Annotated in this window: 18 protein-coding genes; 11 read left to right on the top strand and 7 right to left on the bottom strand. The window is 69.7% G+C overall.

The annotated features are described in order from the left end of the window. The first annotated feature begins 19 nt into the window (after positions 1-19). Positions 20-826, top strand: a complete 807-nt coding sequence (locus tag Q0Q47_RS02740) for a hypothetical protein (protein WP_293854019.1) — start codon at positions 20-22, stop codon at positions 824-826. Between the two features lie 197 nt (positions 827-1,023). On the opposite strand, the gene Q0Q47_RS02735 is transcribed toward Q0Q47_RS02740, so the two are convergent. Beyond that, positions 1,024-2,247 carry a serine hydrolase gene (locus Q0Q47_RS02735; RefSeq protein ID WP_293854016.1) on the bottom strand — a complete coding sequence of 408 codons (1,224 nt, stop codon included), beginning with the start codon at positions 2,245-2,247 and terminating at the stop codon, positions 1,024-1,026. A gap of 243 nt (positions 2,248-2,490) precedes the next feature. Between Q0Q47_RS02735 and Q0Q47_RS02730 the strand changes: the two genes are divergently transcribed. The 8 genes from Q0Q47_RS02730 to Q0Q47_RS02695 all read left to right on the top strand — a co-directional run bounded on the left by Q0Q47_RS02730 (position 2,491) and on the right by Q0Q47_RS02695 (position 8,590). Beyond that, a complete protein-coding gene (locus Q0Q47_RS02730; protein WP_293854013.1) occupies positions 2,491-3,150 on the top strand; it encodes an ABC transporter ATP-binding protein in 660 nt (219 codons plus the stop codon). 7 nt (positions 3,151-3,157) lie between these two features. After that, positions 3,158-3,913 carry an ABC transporter permease gene (locus tag Q0Q47_RS02725; RefSeq protein WP_293854011.1) on the top strand — a complete coding sequence of 252 codons (756 nt, stop codon included), beginning with the start codon at positions 3,158-3,160 and terminating at the stop codon, positions 3,911-3,913. A 1-nt stretch (position 3,914) separates the two neighbouring features. Then, positions 3,915-4,730 (top strand): nucleoside phosphorylase, encoded by an 816-nt coding sequence (locus Q0Q47_RS02720; protein ID WP_293854008.1) that lies wholly within the window; start codon positions 3,915-3,917, stop codon positions 4,728-4,730. Next, positions 4,727-5,737, top strand: a complete 1,011-nt coding sequence (locus tag Q0Q47_RS02715; protein WP_293854006.1) for an ABC transporter substrate-binding protein — start codon at positions 4,727-4,729, stop codon at positions 5,735-5,737. The genes Q0Q47_RS02720 and Q0Q47_RS02715 overlap by 4 nt, the downstream gene beginning before the upstream one ends. After that, on the top strand, positions 5,734-6,495 hold the full coding sequence (locus Q0Q47_RS02710) for an ABC transporter permease (RefSeq protein ID WP_293854003.1): 762 nt from the start codon (positions 5,734-5,736) through the stop codon (positions 6,493-6,495). The genes Q0Q47_RS02715 and Q0Q47_RS02710 overlap by 4 nt, the downstream gene beginning before the upstream one ends. A 167-nt stretch (positions 6,496-6,662) precedes the next feature. Beyond that, positions 6,663-7,841 carry an ATP-binding protein gene (locus tag Q0Q47_RS02705; RefSeq protein ID WP_293854001.1) on the top strand — a complete coding sequence of 393 codons (1,179 nt, stop codon included), beginning with the start codon at positions 6,663-6,665 and terminating at the stop codon, positions 7,839-7,841. Then, positions 7,834-8,199 (top strand): response regulator, encoded by a 366-nt coding sequence (locus Q0Q47_RS02700; RefSeq protein ID WP_293853997.1) that lies wholly within the window; start codon positions 7,834-7,836, stop codon positions 8,197-8,199. Before Q0Q47_RS02705 ends, Q0Q47_RS02700 begins: the two co-directional genes overlap by 8 nt. 52 nt (positions 8,200-8,251) lie before the next feature. Next, positions 8,252-8,590, top strand: coding sequence for a hypothetical protein (locus tag Q0Q47_RS02695; protein ID WP_293853994.1), 339 nt, complete (start codon positions 8,252-8,254; stop codon positions 8,588-8,590). A 16-nt stretch (positions 8,591-8,606) separates the two neighbouring features. Here Q0Q47_RS02695 and Q0Q47_RS02690 read toward each other — a convergent pair whose 3' ends face one another. The 4 genes from Q0Q47_RS02690 to Q0Q47_RS02675 all read right to left on the bottom strand — a co-directional run bounded on the left by Q0Q47_RS02690 (position 8,607) and on the right by Q0Q47_RS02675 (position 10,927). Continuing rightward, the gene (locus Q0Q47_RS02690) at positions 8,607-8,840 is read right to left on the bottom strand and encodes a DUF1289 domain-containing protein (protein WP_293853992.1); all 234 of its coding nucleotides are present in this window, start codon (positions 8,838-8,840) and stop codon (positions 8,607-8,609) included. 78 nt (positions 8,841-8,918) lie between these two features. Further along, positions 8,919-9,569, bottom strand: a complete 651-nt coding sequence (locus Q0Q47_RS02685) for a DUF6151 family protein (RefSeq protein ID WP_293853989.1) — start codon at positions 9,567-9,569, stop codon at positions 8,919-8,921. Between the two features lie 69 nt (positions 9,570-9,638). Continuing rightward, on the bottom strand, positions 9,639-10,379 hold the full coding sequence (locus Q0Q47_RS02680) for a siderophore-interacting protein (RefSeq protein WP_293853986.1): 741 nt from the start codon (positions 10,377-10,379) through the stop codon (positions 9,639-9,641). Between the two features lie 8 nt (positions 10,380-10,387). Further along, positions 10,388-10,927: a PadR family transcriptional regulator gene (locus Q0Q47_RS02675; protein WP_293853984.1), complete on the bottom strand. Its 540-nt coding sequence runs from the start codon at positions 10,925-10,927 to the stop codon at positions 10,388-10,390. 205 nt (positions 10,928-11,132) lie between these two features. Between Q0Q47_RS02675 and Q0Q47_RS02670 the strand changes: the two genes are divergently transcribed. Together Q0Q47_RS02670 and Q0Q47_RS02665 are read left to right on the top strand one after the other, a co-directional pair. Beyond that, complete coding sequence (locus Q0Q47_RS02670) at positions 11,133-12,377, top strand: MFS transporter (protein WP_293853981.1); 1,245 nt, start codon at positions 11,133-11,135, stop codon at positions 12,375-12,377. Next, complete coding sequence (locus Q0Q47_RS02665; protein WP_293853978.1) at positions 12,374-12,742, top strand: hypothetical protein; 369 nt, start codon at positions 12,374-12,376, stop codon at positions 12,740-12,742. Before Q0Q47_RS02670 ends, Q0Q47_RS02665 begins: the two co-directional genes overlap by 4 nt. Before the next feature lie 36 nt (positions 12,743-12,778). Here Q0Q47_RS02665 and Q0Q47_RS02660 read toward each other — a convergent pair whose 3' ends face one another. Both Q0Q47_RS02660 and Q0Q47_RS02655 read right to left on the bottom strand, forming a co-directional pair. Further along, positions 12,779-14,296: a DHA2 family efflux MFS transporter permease subunit gene (locus Q0Q47_RS02660; RefSeq protein ID WP_293854082.1), complete on the bottom strand. Its 1,518-nt coding sequence runs from the start codon at positions 14,294-14,296 to the stop codon at positions 12,779-12,781. Positions 14,297-14,316: 20 nt separating this feature from the next. Further along, positions 14,317-15,495 carry an HlyD family secretion protein gene (locus tag Q0Q47_RS02655; protein WP_293853976.1) on the bottom strand — a complete coding sequence of 393 codons (1,179 nt, stop codon included), beginning with the start codon at positions 15,493-15,495 and terminating at the stop codon, positions 14,317-14,319. Positions 15,496-15,530: the final 35 nt, after the last annotated feature.

Here is a 15,530-nt window from a genome sequence, read left to right as displayed (position 1 = left end):
GTCTTCAGGAGGCCGCGATTTGAGTGCCCGTCGTGCACCACCGCCCGGCCTTCTGGGCCAGCGGGTTGATGGCCTGAACGGCCTTCGCCTCGCGGCCTTCAGCCGCTATCACGAGCTTCTGGACGTTCTGCGCCCTCTCGAGGCCGCGAGCCACTCCGCGTTTCTGGACGACGACATCCGGCTCTTCCGCCGCTACCAGCGCGACTACGCGGAGCGGCTCCGGTTCGGCCAGGCTTGGATGGAGCGCGCGTGCAGGGTCCTGTGCATCGAAAGCCTCGAGGCCGTCATCGAGGCTCTCAGGGAAGAAGCGGAGATCGACGCAATCTGGCAGGACGTGTTGGACATGCTTCGCCCCGCGTGGAGGAAGGCGGACGCCGCGACGACCGGAACCGCCACCGCGAGGGACGACGCCCCAGGACCGGGCAAAACTTTTTCGCAGAACGAAATCGGCACGCCCGCGCCGCACGGTCCGACGTCCGTAACCGCACCGGATGGACCCGCGCGCGACAGCTCCGCGCCGTCTCCCGCCACCCGCAAGCCCGCTGTTGAAACCGAACGTCAGGCGCTTCCGGAACCGGCGGATGTCGCTGTCCCGCCCCCCAATGAAGGCGGCCCATCGGAAAAGTCCGTGCCCGCGCCGGCGCGAGGCTCCTCTTCCCCGGCGGACCGCCGCCTCACGCAAAAAAAATTTTGCAGAACGAAATCCGTCGGCCGCGCCGACCACGGCTCCGCGGCGCCGGCTCCTGGAGCGAGCCCCTCCTCTTGCCGCCCCTCATCATCATGGGACGTGAGGTCTGGCCCCATGAACCTGACGAATGAGATTTAAAATATCTCAACAGACTGAATTGATTTCCAGAACAATAGATTTGGAAAGTTATGTTAAGCATACAATAAGAACTAAAAGAAAAGGAAACTATATTGGATTGGCAAGAAAATCCGATCTAAATTTGGACATGCTATACACGCAAATTTTATTAGAATGTTTATGCAGTATGCTAGGAATAGTTGAGAATAGCTCTGCCGTCAGTCCACGATCGCCTGGTAGGCCAGAACCCGCAGTTCGCGGCGGATCGGGTAGGTCGAGGACGGCATGAGCTGGGTGAGGAGGATAACCGCCATGTCCTCCGCCGGGTCGATCCAGAAGGCCGTGCTCGCCGCCCCGCCCCAGGCGACCTCGCCGGGCGTTCCCAGGATCTGCGCGCGGGCCGGATTCAGCATGACGGAAAAGCCGAGGCCGAAGCCTATGCCGGTGTAGGGCGACTCGCTGAAGCGTGCCTGGCCCATCTCGGCCATGTCGCCGCGCAGGTGATTGGCGGTCATCAGCTCGACCGTCTTGCGGCCCAGCAGTCTCACGCCGTCGAGCTGACCCTTGCCGAGGATGAAACGGCAGAAGCGCGCGTAGTCGGCCGCCGTCGAGACGAGCCCGCCGCCGCCGGAGGGAACGCGCGGCGGCTGGCGGAACCGGCTGTCCTGCGGATCGTCGGCCAGCGTCAGCGTACCGTCCGCGCCCGGGACGTAGTTGGCGGCGAAGCGATGGGCCTTGTCGTCCGGCACGTGGAAATCGGTCTCGTGCATGCCGAGCGGCTTCAGCACGCGCTCGCGCAGGAATCGCTCGAAGGGGATCCCCGCGATCACCTCGACGAGGCGTCCCAGCACGTCCGTCGCGATGCTGTAGTTCCAGGCCTCCCCCGGCTGGGCGAGCAACGGGAGGGCGGCGGCGGCGTCCACCACCTCCGCGAGGCTCGTCTGCGCCGTCTGGAAGTCCACGCCGCGCTCGCGATAGAGCGCATCGACCGGCGTCGCGTTCATGAAGCCGTAGGTGAGGCCGCTCGTGTGCGTGAGGAGGTCGCGGAACGTGATGCCGCGGCGCGCCGGCTCGCTGTCCCACTTCAGCGGCGTGCCGGTCGTGAACACGCGCATGTCCCTGAAGGCCGGAAGGAACCGCGCGATTGGGTCGTCGAGCTGGAAGCGTCCTTCCTCGTACAGCATCATGATCGCGGTCGAGGTCAGCGGCTTGGTCATCGAGTAGAAGCGGTAGAGGGTGTCCTCGGCGACGGGACGGCCGCGGGCGATGTCGGCCATGCCGCAGGTGTCGAGCCACACCACCTCGCCGCGGCGCATGACCATCGTGAGCAGGCCCGGCAGGCGGCCGCTGTCCACCCAGCCCCGCATCCACGTGCCGATGCGGGCCAGCCGCTCGGAGGAGAGGCCCACGTCCTCGGGGCGTGCGGTCACGGCGGCGGACATGGCGTTCTCCCCTGGCGACGATGGCGGGAGTTGAGCGGCGCGGCGACCGGGAGTCAACGAAGGCCGGCGCCCTTCGATCGGCATCGACCACAGCCTTCAGACGCCCAACCCCGCCTTGCGCTTGACCCGCCTGCCGCGCTGACGTTTTCTGCGCCGCGGAAGAGTGAGTGCGGAATGATCCGGATCGAAGGGGTTTCCAAGACGTTTTCCGGGCCTGGCGGCCCGGTCGAGGCCCTCCGACCGGTGGATTTGACCATCCTGTCGGGCAGCTTCACGAGCATCATCGGCCCCTCGGGCTGCGGAAAGTCGACACTCCTTCGCATTGTGGCAGGCCTGGAGACCGCCAGCACCGGGCGCATCGCGAACGAGGGCGAACAGGGCCGTCCCGGCTTCGTCTTCCAGGAGCCCGTGCTGCTGCCCTGGCTGACCGCACGCGAGAACGTCCGCTTCCCGCTCGACACGTCCGGCGTGCCGCGGGCGGAGGGAGACCGCCGCACCGACGAGCTCCTGGCGATGATCGGGCTGTCGTCGTTCGCGCAGGCCCTGCCGCGCACCTTGTCCGGCGGCATGCGCCAGCGCGTCGCGATTGCCCGCGCGCTCTCCTACGATCCCGCGCTGCTGCTGATGGACGAGCCCTTCGGCGCGCTCGACCTGCTGACCCGCGACCGTCTGAACGACGAGCTCATGGCGATCTGGACCGCCACCCGCAAGACGATCGTGCTGGTGACCCACAGTGTCGAGGAGGCGGCCTACCTCTCCGACACGGTGGTGGTCATGTCCGCGCGTCCGGGCGCCATCAAGCGGATCCACACCGTCGATCTCGAACGCCCGCGCGGCGAGCGCACGAAGCTCGATCCGCGCTTCCACCAGCTGATGGCGGATCTCCGCCGCGACCTGGCGTGAGGCCGCGATGACGTCCGGTCTGCGCCGCGCCCTGGAACTGCCCGCCGCCCTGCTGGGCGTGGCGCTCGCCTGGGACCTCTATGTGCGCCTGTCCGGCGTGCCGCCCTACCTGCTGCCCGCGCCGGGCGACGTCGGGCGCGCCATCGTCGACCTCGCGACCTCGGGCCAGTTGTGGACGCATCTGTCCTTCACGCTCGGCAACCTCGCCGCCGGCCTGGCGCTCGGTGCGGTCCTCGGCATGGCGGCGGGCCTCGCGCTGGCCCGCGTGCCGGCGCTGGAGCGGGCGCTCGGCGGGCCGATCCTGTTCCTGCAGACCGCCCCGAAGATCGCGCTCGCGCCGCTCTTCGTCATCTGGTTCGGGCTCGGCGCGACGTCCAAGATGGTGCTCGTCGTCTCCCTGGTGCTCTTCCCGGTGATGATCGGCATGCTCGTCGGCCTGCGCGGCGTCGATCGCCGCCTGATCGACCTCGCCCGGCTGCTGCAGCTCTCGCCGTGGCAGCGTTTCCGCCGGATCGAGTTGCCGGCAGCCTTGCCCGAGCTCTTCGTCGGGCTGAGGGTCGGGGCCGTCCAGGCCGTGGTCGGCGCGATCCTGGGGGAGTGGATGTCGGGCCGCCAGGGGCTTGGCTACCTGATGACCTTCGCCACCGCGACCTACAAGACGCCGATGCTGTTCGCCGCCGTCGTCCTCACCGCGCTGCTCGGCATCGCCGTCTACCAGGCGGTCGACGTCGCCGAGCGCCGCCTCTTGTCGTGGAGGGCCTGACATGGCCGGCGATGTCCCGACCCGCTCCGCCCGCTGGCCCTGGCGCGACGGCCTGCCCGTGCACCTGCCGTGCCGGCCGGGCGACGTGCCGCAGGCCATGCTCCTGCCCGGCGACCCCGACCGCGTGGGGATCGCCGCGGGCGTCCTCGACCAGGTGCGCGACCTCGGCCGCCGGCGCGAGTTCGCGATGGCGACGGGACGGTGGGACGGCGTGCCCGTCGGCGTCTGCTCCACGGGAATCGGCGGGCCGTCCACGGAGATCGCCGCCGTCGAACTCGCCCATCTCGGCGCCCGCACGCTCATTCGCGTCGGCGGGATGGGCGCCGTCGACCTCGACCTGCCGCTCGGCTGCTTCGTGATCGTGGAGGCGGCCGAGGGGGCCACCGGCACGGCGCGCGTCTATGGCGGCGATCCGGCGGGCACGCGGGCCTCGCCCGCCGTGGTGGACGCGCTGGAGAAGGCGGCCCGCGCGCTGGGCCTCGTCCACCGTCGGGGCCGCGTGCGCACGACCGACAGCTACTATCGCGGCCAGGACCGTCCCACGCACCCCGCGGCCGACGTGCCGCCGCCCTACGACGGCCTGGTCGAGCGCCTGCAGTCAGCGGGCGTCGCCGGCATGGACATGGAGGCCGAGCCTTTGTTCGCCGTCGCGGCCGCGCTCGGCGTCCAGGCCGGCGCCGTGCTCGCCGTCCACGGAAACCGCATCACCGACCGCTGGCTCGAGGACTACGAGGAAACCCAGAGGAACCTCGTGCGCCTCGCCGCCACCGCCGTGACCTACCTGCATCCCGCCACGAAACCGGAGACCTCGTCATGACGCATCTGACCCGCCGCGCCTTCTCCTCCGCCGCGCTCGCCGCCGCCGCGGCCGGCACCCTGCCGAAAGGCGCCTTCGCTCAGGCGGCCGAGAAGGTCACCCTGCAGATCGACGGCGCGGCCGTGCCGTTCTACGCCCCGATCTATCTCGCCATGGAGAAGGGCTATTTCGCCAAGAACGGCCTCGACGTGCAGGTCGTCTACGCCGCCGCCTCCGACATCATGCGCAACGTGGCGGCCGGCAACGTCGAGCTCGGCTTCCCCAACGGCGACAGCGTCATCGCCGCCAAGGCGAGCGGCCTGCCGGTGAAGGTCGTCCACACCACCTACCAGCGCGGAATCGGCGCCACCCTGTTCAAGGCCGACAAGGGCATCAAGACCTTCGCCGACCTCAAGGGCAAGAAGGTCGCCGTCACCGCCATCGGCAGCCCCAACTATCTCCAGCTCCAGGTGGGCCTGAAGAAGGCGGGCCTCACCGTCGACGACGTCAAGGTCGAGGTCATCGCCACCGGCGCCATCGTCCAGGCGCTGCAGGCCGACCAGGTCGATGCGATCGTCTTCTCGGAGCTGCGCAAGTACAACCTCGAGGGCGAGGGTGTGAAGGTCGGCATGATCTCGTCGAACGACTTCCTGCCGTCCTTCGGCAACGTCGTGGTGACCGGCGAGAAGTTCCTCCAGCAGAAGCCCAAGCTGGTGAAGGGCTTCAACGCGGGCCTCGACGAGGCGCTGAACTTCGTGATCAAGGGCGGCATCGACGAGGCGCTGTCCATCGCCATCGCCAAGCACGCCCCGACCTGGAAGGGCCAGGAAGCTCTTCTCAAGCGTGCCTTCGAGGAGACGTTCGTGGCGTCCGTCTGGCAGAGCCCGCTCACCAAGGAGAAGGGGCTGGGCGCCGGCGATCTCGCGGGCTGGCAGAAGAACGTCGACATCCTGGCCGAGTACAAGGTCATCGACCGCGGCTTCAAGGCCGAGGACCTCGTCGTTCAGCCGGCCGACATCAAGGCATGACGTCGGCCACGCAGGCACTTGCGAGGGGGTTCTCCAGCCTGGTCGTCCTGGCTGGGGCCGTCGCGGTGTGGTGGGGGGCGGTGATCCTGTTCCGCATCCCCGCCTTCCTGCTGCCCACACCCGATGCCGTCTTCGCGCGCTTCGTCTTCATGGCGCGCGAGGGCCAACTGGAGCGCCATGCGACCGCGACGCTCTCGGAGCTCGGATTGGGCTTTGCCGCCGGCGCGGTCGCGGGCCTCCTGGTGGGCTGGGCCTTCGACCGCCTGCCGCTCCTCGGCCGCCTGTTTTCGCCGCTGATCCTGCTGCTGCAGACCGCGCCCAAGATCGCGATCGCGCCGCTCCTGCTGCTGTGGCTCGGCCTCGGGCTCGGGCCCAAGGTGGTGCTGATCGCGCTCGTGTCCTTCTTCCCGGTGCTGACGGGCACCGTGTCGGGTCTCGCGGCCGTCGAGCCCGGCTACCGCGACCTCGCTCGGCTGCTCGACCTCTCCGCCGCGATCCGCTTCCGCCGGGTCGAACTGCCTTTCGCGCTTCCGTCCATCTTCGCCGGCCTGCGAATCGCCACCACCCAGGCGGTGACGGCGGCGGTCGTCGGCGAACTCATCGGTGCGACTTTCGGCCTCGGCTACCTGCTCAGCGTCGGCCAGGAGAACAACGACGCCGCGCTGGTGCTGGCGGCGATCCTGATGCTCTCCACCCTGGGCTGGGCGATGCACGAAATCGTGCGGGCCGTGGAAACGCGCGTGCTCGCCTGGCGGTGAGCGGATCGACCGGGGCGGCCCGCCCACCGCCCGCGCGAACGGCCACGCTCAAGATAAATCCCTGTCGAGATCCCCGTTTTGTCCTTGAGCTTAAGTATACAGGTCGTTGAAAAGACCTTGCGACCATGGTTCAGTTTGCGTCGCATCGTCATATTCGAGAAATCATCGTGTTCGACTGGCTGTGGACGTTCCTGGACAGCGCGCCATTGGCGCCGCATGGACAATGCCTTCTCTGGCGCTCCGATCTGGTCCTCTTGCACGTCATCTCGGATTTTACCATCGCCGTAGCCTATTTTTCCATCCCTGTCGTGCTGGTCTACTTCATCCGGCGGCGTCCGGACGTCGGCTTCGGCTGGGTCTTCTGGTGCTTCGCCGCCTTCATTCTCGCATGCGGAGCTACGCATGTGATGGGCATCTGGACGATCTGGAACCCGGATTACGCCGGGGAGGGATTGCTCAAGGCGGCCACCGCGGCGGCTTCGATCGCCACCGCCGGGGCGCTGTGGCCCTTGCTGCCCCACGCCCTCGCCCTGCCGTCTCCGGCACAATTGCGGGTCATGAATGGCGACCTGGCGGCCAGGGTGTCGGAGCGTGACGAGGCCCTGCGCCGGCTCGAGGCGGAGAGCCTCGAGAGGCTCGAGACGGAGCGTCTGCTCCGTCACGCCCAGAAGATGGAGGCGCTGGGCCAGATGACGGCCGGCGTGGCCCACGACTTCAACAATCTCCTCGCCGTGGTGACCCTGAACCTCGAGCGCCTCGGCCGCGACCTGAGCCCCGAGCGCGCGGAGAAGGCGCGCCGGACGGCGCTGGAGGCGGCGAGGAGGGCCGGCGACCTCACGTCCCAGATGCTCGCCTATGCGCGCCAGCAGCCCCAGGCCGCCGCCGAGGTCGAGCTCAACGACTTCGTCCAGTCCCTGCGCCCGATCGCGGAGGGAGCGCTGGGCAGCGAGCGCTCGCTCACGTTCGAGCCCGCCGAGGAGCCTGTCCACGTGTTCGTCGACACGGCCGAACTCACCAGCGCGGTGATCAATCTCGTCGCCAATGCGCGGGATGCGACCCCCGCCGGCGGCGAGGTGGTCATCCGCGTGTCGCGGGGCGTGGACGAGGCGACGCTGTGCGTCGCCGACGACGGGACGGGGATGAGTCCGGAGGTCCAGGCGCGGGCCTTCGATCCCTTCTTCACGACGAAGCAGCCCGGCAAGGGCTCCGGCCTCGGCCTGAGCCAGGTTTTCGGCATGTCCCGCAGCGCCGGGGGCAGGGTGGACCTCGTCACGCGCGAGGGGGACGGGACCAAGGTGATGATGACGTTTCCGCTGGTCGAGGCGCGAGGACAGCCCGATGCCTGACAGGATCCTGGTGGTGGAGGACGAACCCCTCCTGCTCGATACCGTCGTGGCGGAGCTGGAGGACCGCGCGTTCGCGGTGGCCGGGGCGAGCGGCGGCCCGGAAGCCTTCGGCCTGCTTGCCGAGCGGTCCTTCGACGCCCTGCTGACGGACATCCGCCTGCCCGGCGGCATCGACGGCTGGACGATTGCCGCGCAGGCGCGCGAGCGCTTCCCTGATATCGCCATCGTCTACATGTCTGGCTACGCGCCCGATCCCGGGCGCGCCGTGCCGCCGGGGGTGCTGCTGCAGAAGCCTTTCGCGATCGACGCGCTGGTCAACGCCCTGCGCAGGGCCCTGGACGCGCGTGCCGGGCGTTGAGGCGGGACCGCGACGGCAGGACAGCGACGGCAAGAAAGCGACGGTCTTGGCGATGCGAGAGACGACACTCCTGGCGACCCTCGCGGCGGCGCTGCTGACGGGCATGACCTGCGGCGCCTGGGCCCAGGACGCCGCCCCGCCCGATTGGCCGGCGGTGAAATGCGAGCGCTATCGCAAGGTCTGGACGGACGTCATGGCCAGGCGAGGGAATGCCGGCCTGGGCACCGCCTTCCTGGAACGCCATGAGGCCTTCATCGCGTCCGGCTGCACGTCCCGGGCCGACGTCTGCCCGCGCACGCCCCAGGAACTGCAGGTCGCCAACCTCCTGTCGCTCGGTGCCATGAATGCCGGGATGACCGGCAGCTTCCTGCCCTTCGCGTGCAGGGACTGAGCCCGGCCGCGCCGCGCTAGGCGGCGACCTCCCGCCCGGCGCAGGCGCCGCAGGCGGCGCAGTTCATCATCACCGCGGATTGCACGGGGTCCTTGGGGCGGCTCTCGAGGGCCGCGATGACGAGCAGGCGCTGCCGGTCGGTCATCCGGCTCCAGCCGGCGATCTCGCGACGGGATCGCCCGCAGCCGACGCAGTGACCCGTCGAAGGGTCGATGCTGCAAACCTTGATGCAGGGCGAGGCGACGGTCATGGTCGGGCTCCCGGGGGGACGAGCGCCAGGACCCTAGCCGCGATCACCCGGCATGATCAGTCGGGATGAACACGGGGGTCAGGTCGTGGAGGCCGCCGGCGCGGAGGCCGTGGGATGCGGACCGCAGAGCGGGCGCAGGGAGTCGCGTTCCTGGCGCGACAGCACGGTGACCGAGAAGAGCGGCTCCCCGGTGTCCCGCGACATCAGCGGGTGGGGGCCGGATCGACCCGACAGTCGCCACCACAGGACCTTGGCGACGGCGCGCAGCATCAGCCATGCACCGATGCCCTGGGAGGCATCCGGCGGTTGCCCGATGGCGAACCGGGCCATGATGCGTCCGGCAGGCCGGCCGAAGGTGCGGTCCGCCTCCTGCGCTCCCTGACCGAACGCCTGCACCGGAACGCCGATGAACGGGATCGAAGGCTTCACCGTGTTGCCGACCGGCGTCTTGCAGCACGTGGCGTAGAACCGGAAGATGCCCTGCGGGCCGAGCCGGACGCAGGCGATCGCGTCGTGGCCCGAATCGATCGTGAAGGCGCCGGGCGCGAACTGGACGATGTCCGAGCCGCCATGGGCGTCGAGGAGATCCGCCCGGCTCAGCCAGTGCGCGAAGGCCTGGCAATCGTCGCAATAGCAGACCGCCCGGTTCACGCTGTCCGGCGTCGCGCCGGTCAGCGTGCCGCGGACCGTGCCGCAGCGACAGCTCATCGTGGCGATAGGCGCGACCATTCACGTCTCCCTCGGCGCGATCCTGAGACCATAGAGAGGGGCGCCGGGTCGGGCAAACGCGGGATGGCGTCAGTCGAAGGTCTCCCGCCCGTCGGCGACGCCCTTCACCCAGTAGCCGCTCGCCTTCAGCCAGGCCGGCGGATGCCCCCGTTCCGACAGGACGTGCTCCCGCAGCGCCCGGGCCACCTTCGCCTCGGCCGCGATCCAGACGAACCCGTCCCCGGATGGCCAGGGCAGGGCGCGCAGGGCCGACAGGAGGGCCCGCGGGTTGTCCGCCGACGCCAACGGACGGTGAACCCAAAGGCTTTCCAGGCAGCAGGCGCCGTCGAACCTCTGCTCCTCGGCCGGTCCGCTCACGCAAGCCAGCGTGGTCACCGGGATGCCGGCCGGTAGTTCGGTGACGCGCCGGCCCATGGCGGGGAGGGCGGCTTCGTCACCGATCAGCAGCCACCAGTCGAAATCGGGCGCCACGACCAGGGAGCCACGGGGACCGCCGACCATGAGCCCGTCGCCGGGCCGCGCCGCCTTCGCCCAGTCGGACGCCGGTCCGGCGTCGTGCAGCGCGAAGTCGATGGTCAGGGTGCGGGCCACCGGGTCGAAGGCGCGGGGCGTGAAGTCGCGCATGGCCGGATCGCCCCCGGCGACAGGGAAAAACATCTTCACGTGGTCGTCGGGTCCGAGGCTCGTGAAGTCGGCGAGGTCGTCGCCGGAGAAGACCACGCGCAGCATGAGCGGGGTCACCGGCTCGACCGAGCGCACGACGAGCTGCCGGCGCTTGAGCTCATGCCGGACGCGGGTGATGGCGTGCATGGCCAACCTCAACTGCGCTCGATGGTGCGGGCCGCCTCGTCCAGCGCGGCGGCGATCGCGTCGGCGGTCTCGGGCGAAACCGGGCCGGCCCGCAGCTTCAGGCGCAGGGCGAGCTTGAGGTTCTCCATGCCCCGGATGACCGGCGCGGGAATGCCTTCGCGGCCCGGGCCGCCGCCGGGCAGCCGAGACGTCAGGGCGACGATCGCCCCGCGGTTGGCCTCCAGGAAGGCCCCGCCTTCCGGGGTGACACGGTAGAGCTTCCGGCTGCCGCCCGTCGGTTCAACCTCGGCGTAGCCCATGTCTTCCAGCCAGGAGAGGGTGGGATAGATGACGCCGGGGCTCGGCGTGTAGCTCCCGCCCATCCGCTCCTCGATGGCCTTCATCAGGTCGTAGCCGTGGCGTGGCTCCTCGGCCAGCATGGCCAGCACGAGGAGGCGCAGTTCGCCGTAGTCGAACGGGCGGCGCCCATGCCGGCCGCGATGTCCGCGGCCGCGGGGCTCATGGCCCTCGGCGGGTTCTGCATGGCGGGAAGGGTGATCGGGCCGCATGCCGCGTGAAAAGCGGGGATGGCTCTCGAAAGAATGTCTGTGTCGCATGCGGTAAAAATAGTCTCGATATATCGGGAGTCAAGATATATCGGGACTGTTCTTTTCCGTCGCGATCCTGCGGCGAGCGAAACCGGTGGCTGGCGGTGTCCGATTTGCGATATCAGCCGGGTTGCAGGGCGCCGCGCGTGCGGACGGGGAGCGCGGCATGAACATGGTCCGGCCACTGGCCGACAGGCGCATCGCCTCCCTGTGGAGCGCGCAGCTTCTCGCCGCCACCGGCGCGGAGTTCTACATGGTCGCCGTCATCTGGACGGCGTCGTCGCTGATCGGCCGGGATGCCGGTTTCGTCTCCGCGATGCAGGCCGGCGCCCTTCTGGCGGGGAGCATCTTCGGCGGCATCGTCACCGACCGGTGGCCCCATCGCAGCACCATGATCGGGGTCAACATCGCCCGGGCGCTGCTGCTGCTCGTCCTGTCGGGCGCCGACCTCGTCGGGCCGATCGGCCTGCCGATGCTGATCGTCACCGCCGTCCTGGTGGCGCTCGCCACCGCGGTCTACGATCCCGCCCTGCAGGCGACCCTGCCGGTGCTGGTGGCCGACGGCGAGCGGCGCCACGGGGTCAACGGCCTGTTCGACGCGACGCGCCGGATCGCCCGCATTCTCGGCCCGGGGCTGGTGGCCCTCGTCGGAAGCTTCGTTCCCACCGGCCAGTTCTTCACCATCACCGCGGTCGCGTTCCTGCTGTCGGCCTGGGCCGTGCACCGGGGCCTGTCGCGGGTCGCGATGCCCGACACGACCTCCGTCCGCGGCCTGGAGGCCGTCCGCGACGCCGTCGTCGGCGGGGCGCGCGCCATGCGCGGCCACCTCGTGCTCTACTACGGGCTGGCGGCCGACATCGTCGGCAACGTCACCTGGTCGGCCGGCCTGCTCCTGGGCATGGCGCTCCACCTGCAGGACACGAGCCCGACGCCCCTGACCGACTACGGACTGATGATGGCCGCCTACGGCGTGGGAAACCTGGCTTCCAACGTCTACCTCTCCGGCCGTCGCCCGCAACGTCCCATGCTGTGGCTGATCGGCGCGAAGCTGACCTTCGGGCTGGGCGTCTTCCTGCTCCCCTTCGCGCCCGACCGCGCCTGGCTGATGGCCTCCGCGGCGCTGGCCGCCGTGAACGGGCCGCTGGAGAACCTCGCGCTCCTGCACATCATCCAGCACGATTTCCCGCCGCACCGGATCGCGCAGGTCTATCGCCTGCAGATGTGCGCGGTGTTCGGCGGCCACCTCATCGGCTATCTCGCCGCGTCGAGCCTCTTCGCTCTGCTCGGGCTGGGCGCCACGACGGCCGTGCTGGGCGCTCTCACCTTCGCGACCGGCATCGTGGGCCTGGGCCTCGCCCGGCGGCTGGCGGGCCGGCGGGTCCAGGGCCCGCCGCCGGGGTCGTCCCCATGATCTCCGGCCTATCGCCCGACTGGCTGCCGAAGGCCTTCCGCATCGCCAAGAGCTACAAGGCGGTGAGCCACAAGGCCCGCGGTGCCCGGCACTCGGTCTACGTGGTCCTGCTGCGCAACGACGAGCGGCCCGATCCGTGGGGCCTCTATGTCGGCCAGACCGGGCGCGATCCCGACTGGCGGTTCGACCAGCACAAGACCGGCTACAAGGCGAGCGGCGCCGTCCGCCGCTTCGGCGTGCACCTCTTGCCCGGCATGGTGGAGCACCTCAATCCGATGCGGGCGTGGGAGGCCCTGGAGATCGAGGCGGGCCTGGCCGAGAGCTTCATCGCCGGCGGCATTCCCTGGGTGGAAGGCGGGCACTGACGCGCCCGCTTCACCAGCCGGAGCGGAATTCCGGCCTCACGCCGCGAGCCTGCGCGCCGGTTTGGCCGCCGCAGCCGCGCGCGGCTGCGGGCGCATGAGCAGCAGCAGCGGCAGCACCACGAGGCAACCGATCATCATCAGCCGGAAATTGTCGTCATAGGCGATGGTGGCGGCCTGCAACGTCACCAGCTGGTCGAGGGCGGCGCGACCGGCCGGGGTGGCGAGGTGGAACTGGTCCTCGGCGCGCACGGCCCGGCTGAACGGGGTCACGGTGGCCGCGATCTCCGCATGCATGGTCGTCGTCAGCCGGGTCAGGAGGAAGGTGGTGAAGGCGATGCCGATGCTGGACCCGATGTTGCGCGTCAGGCTGAACAGGCTCGTGCCCTGCGTGCGCAACTCGGGGCGCAGTGTCGCGAAGGTCAGGGTGCTCAGCGGCACGAACACGAAGCCCAGGCCGAAACCCTGCGTCACGCCGGTGCGGATGATCGTGGCCCGCGACACGTCCGCGGTGAACAGCGACATCTCGTAGAGCGCGAAGGCGGTGAGCAGCAGGCCGGTCGCGATGAGCCAGCGTCCGTCCATCCGGCCGAGCAGGCGGCCGACCAGCACCATGGCCACCATGGTGCCCATGCCGCGCGGCGCCAGCACGAGGCCGGCCTCCAGCACGGGGAAGTTCATCAGCCTTTCCAGGAACGGCGTGATGAGGGCGAGCGTGGCGAGCAGGATCGCGCCGATGGCGAAGATGAGGACCTGGCCGATGACGAAATTTCGATCCGAGAACAGCCGCACGTCGAGGAAGGCCTCGCGCCGCGTGGTGATGTGGACCACGAACAGGTAGAAGGCCAGCACGCAGAGAGTGACTTCGACGATGATCTCGGTGGACGAAAACCAGTCCAGTTGCTCGCCGCGGTCCAGGAACATCTGCAGCGCTCCCACGCCGAGACTGAGCATGGCGAAGCCGAAGATGTCGAAGCGCTGGACGCCCTGCCGGGGCGGTTCCGCCAGGAACAGCCAGAGAAGCAGGACGGTGAGGGCGCCGATCGGCACGTTCACGTAGAACACCCAGCGCCAGCCGTAGCTTTCCGTCAGCCAGCCGCCGAGGCTCGGTCCGATGATGGGCCCCAGCATGACGCCGAGGCCGAAGATGGCCATGGCCGACCCGCGCTGCTCCGCCGACGTGCTGTCCAGGAGCACCGCCTGGGCGAGGGGCACAAGAGGCGCGCCGAAGATCCCCTGGAGGAGGCGGAACAGGATCATCTGGTCGAGCGACGTGGCCGCCCCGCACAGCATCGACGCCACCACGAACCCGACCACGGCGCCCATGAACAGCCGCCGTCGCCCGAGCCTGTTCTCGAGGATGCCGGTCGTGGGCGTCATGATCGCGGCGGCCACGATGTAGGAGGTGAGCACCCAGTTCGCCTGCTCGGACGTGGCCGAGAGGCTTCCCTGCATGTAGGGCAGGGCGACGTTGGCGATGGTCGAGTCGAGCGCCTGCATCAGCGCGGCCAGCATGACGGCTGCCGTCGCACCGATGCGGGCCATCCCGGCGGGCATGGCCTTCGCGGCGGATGCGCTCACTCGAACCAGCCCCTGACGTCGTCCACCAGCGTTCCGAGCGACCGGCGGCGTCCGGTGTCGATCGAGACGGTCGCGGTCATCCCGGCCCGCAGCACCGAGGCCTGCTCGGGCGGCAGGTCGAGCTTCAGGCGGACGGGCACGCGCTGCACCACCTTCACCCAGTTGCCGGAGGCGTTCTGCGGGGGCAGCAGGGCGAAGGTCGCGCCGCTGGCCGGATTGATGGTCTCGACCGTCGCACCGATGTCGCGTCCGGGATAGGCGTCGACCCTCACCGTGGCGTGGGCCCCGACCCTGACGTCCGCGAGATCGGTTTCCTTGATGTTGGCATCGACCCAGACGGGCTGGTCGGCGACCATGCTGATCGCCTGCTGGCCGGCCGTCAGGTAGGCGCCGATGGCGATGGCGTTCACGTTGGTGGCGATGCCGTCGAAAGGCGCCTTGACCGTCACCAGCCGCAGGTTGCGTTCGGCGCTCTCGACGGCCGCCTGCGCCTGTCGGACCTGTGGGCGCTCGTCGACCCCTGTCTCTCCGTTCCCGCCGATCTGGGCGAGCGTCGACTGGGCTTCGGCCACGGCACCCGCGAGGCTCGCCTGCGCCACCCGCAGGTCGCGCTCGGCCGCGTCCAGCTGCGCCTGGGACGAGACTCCCCGGCGAACGAGGTCGTGGATGCGGTCGAAGGCCTGCTGGGCGAAGTCCTGGGTGGCGCGGGCCTGCTCCACCTGGCGTTGCCGCGAGTGGTAGGTCTCGGTGAGGGCGGCGATCTGGTCGCGGGTCACGCCGAGCTGCGCCTGGGCGCCCGCCAGCGCGATGCGGTAGGGCTCGGGATCGATGGAGAAGAGAACATCGTCCTTCTTCACCGGCTGGTTCTGCTTGACCGGCAGGGTCGTCACCACGCCCGACACCTGCGGCGCGATCGCGACCGTGTCGCGGCCCACATAGGCGTTCTCCTCGCTGACCGCCCGGCCGCCGGCGAGGTAGAACCACAAGGCGCCGACCAGGACGACGAGCGGCCCCGCCAGCAACAGCACGCGCCGCCGCCAGGGCCGCTGCGGCGCGTCGTCGGCGCTTCGCGGCGCGGGGGCCGGAGGGGTGGCCGGACCGGGCAGGGGAGCCGCGGCGGGAGAAGGCTCGTCGGGGGATACGCGACGCAGCGGGGTCGTTTCGACGTTCGACATGGAGGGTCCTCGAGACGAATGCCAATCCGGCGGGC

Source organism: uncultured Alsobacter sp., from assembly GCF_945952055.1.
In the GTDB taxonomy this organism is placed as follows: domain Bacteria; phylum Pseudomonadota; class Alphaproteobacteria; order Rhizobiales; family Beijerinckiaceae; genus Alsobacter.
This window is presented reverse-complemented; position numbering and strand designations above follow the sequence as displayed.

Bases quoted from the DNA above. Each gene is read 5' to 3' on its own strand.
- Q0Q47_RS02670 (WP_293853981.1), top strand. From the start codon at position 11,133: ATGAACATGGTCCGGCCACTGGCCGACAGGCGCATCGCCTCCCTGTGG.
- Q0Q47_RS02715 (WP_293854006.1), top strand. From the start codon at position 4,727: ATGACGCATCTGACCCGCCGCGCCTTCTCCTCCGCCGCGCTCGCCGCC.
- Q0Q47_RS02720 (WP_293854008.1), top strand. From the start codon at position 3,915: ATGGCCGGCGATGTCCCGACCCGCTCCGCCCGCTGGCCCTGGCGCGAC.
- Q0Q47_RS02675 (WP_293853984.1), bottom strand. From the start codon at position 10,927: ATGCGGCCCGATCACCCTTCCCGCCATGCAGAACCCGCCGAGGGCCAT.
- Q0Q47_RS02710 (WP_293854003.1), top strand. From the start codon at position 5,734: ATGACGTCGGCCACGCAGGCACTTGCGAGGGGGTTCTCCAGCCTGGTC.
- Q0Q47_RS02680 (WP_293853986.1), bottom strand. From the start codon at position 10,379: ATGCACGCCATCACCCGCGTCCGGCATGAGCTCAAGCGCCGGCAGCTC.
- Q0Q47_RS02665 (WP_293853978.1), top strand. From the start codon at position 12,374: ATGATCTCCGGCCTATCGCCCGACTGGCTGCCGAAGGCCTTCCGCATC.
- Q0Q47_RS02700 (WP_293853997.1), top strand. From the start codon at position 7,834: ATGCCTGACAGGATCCTGGTGGTGGAGGACGAACCCCTCCTGCTCGAT.
- Q0Q47_RS02685 (WP_293853989.1), bottom strand. From the start codon at position 9,569: ATGGTCGCGCCTATCGCCACGATGAGCTGTCGCTGCGGCACGGTCCGC.
- Q0Q47_RS02695 (WP_293853994.1), top strand. From the start codon at position 8,252: ATGCGAGAGACGACACTCCTGGCGACCCTCGCGGCGGCGCTGCTGACG.
- Q0Q47_RS02725 (WP_293854011.1), top strand. From the start codon at position 3,158: ATGACGTCCGGTCTGCGCCGCGCCCTGGAACTGCCCGCCGCCCTGCTG.
- Q0Q47_RS02655 (WP_293853976.1), bottom strand. From the start codon at position 15,495: ATGTCGAACGTCGAAACGACCCCGCTGCGTCGCGTATCCCCCGACGAG.
- Q0Q47_RS02690 (WP_293853992.1), bottom strand. From the start codon at position 8,840: ATGACCGTCGCCTCGCCCTGCATCAAGGTTTGCAGCATCGACCCTTCG.
- Q0Q47_RS02660 (WP_293854082.1), bottom strand. From the start codon at position 14,296: ATGCCCGCCGGGATGGCCCGCATCGGTGCGACGGCAGCCGTCATGCTG.
- Q0Q47_RS02735 (WP_293854016.1), bottom strand. From the start codon at position 2,247: ATGTCCGCCGCCGTGACCGCACGCCCCGAGGACGTGGGCCTCTCCTCC.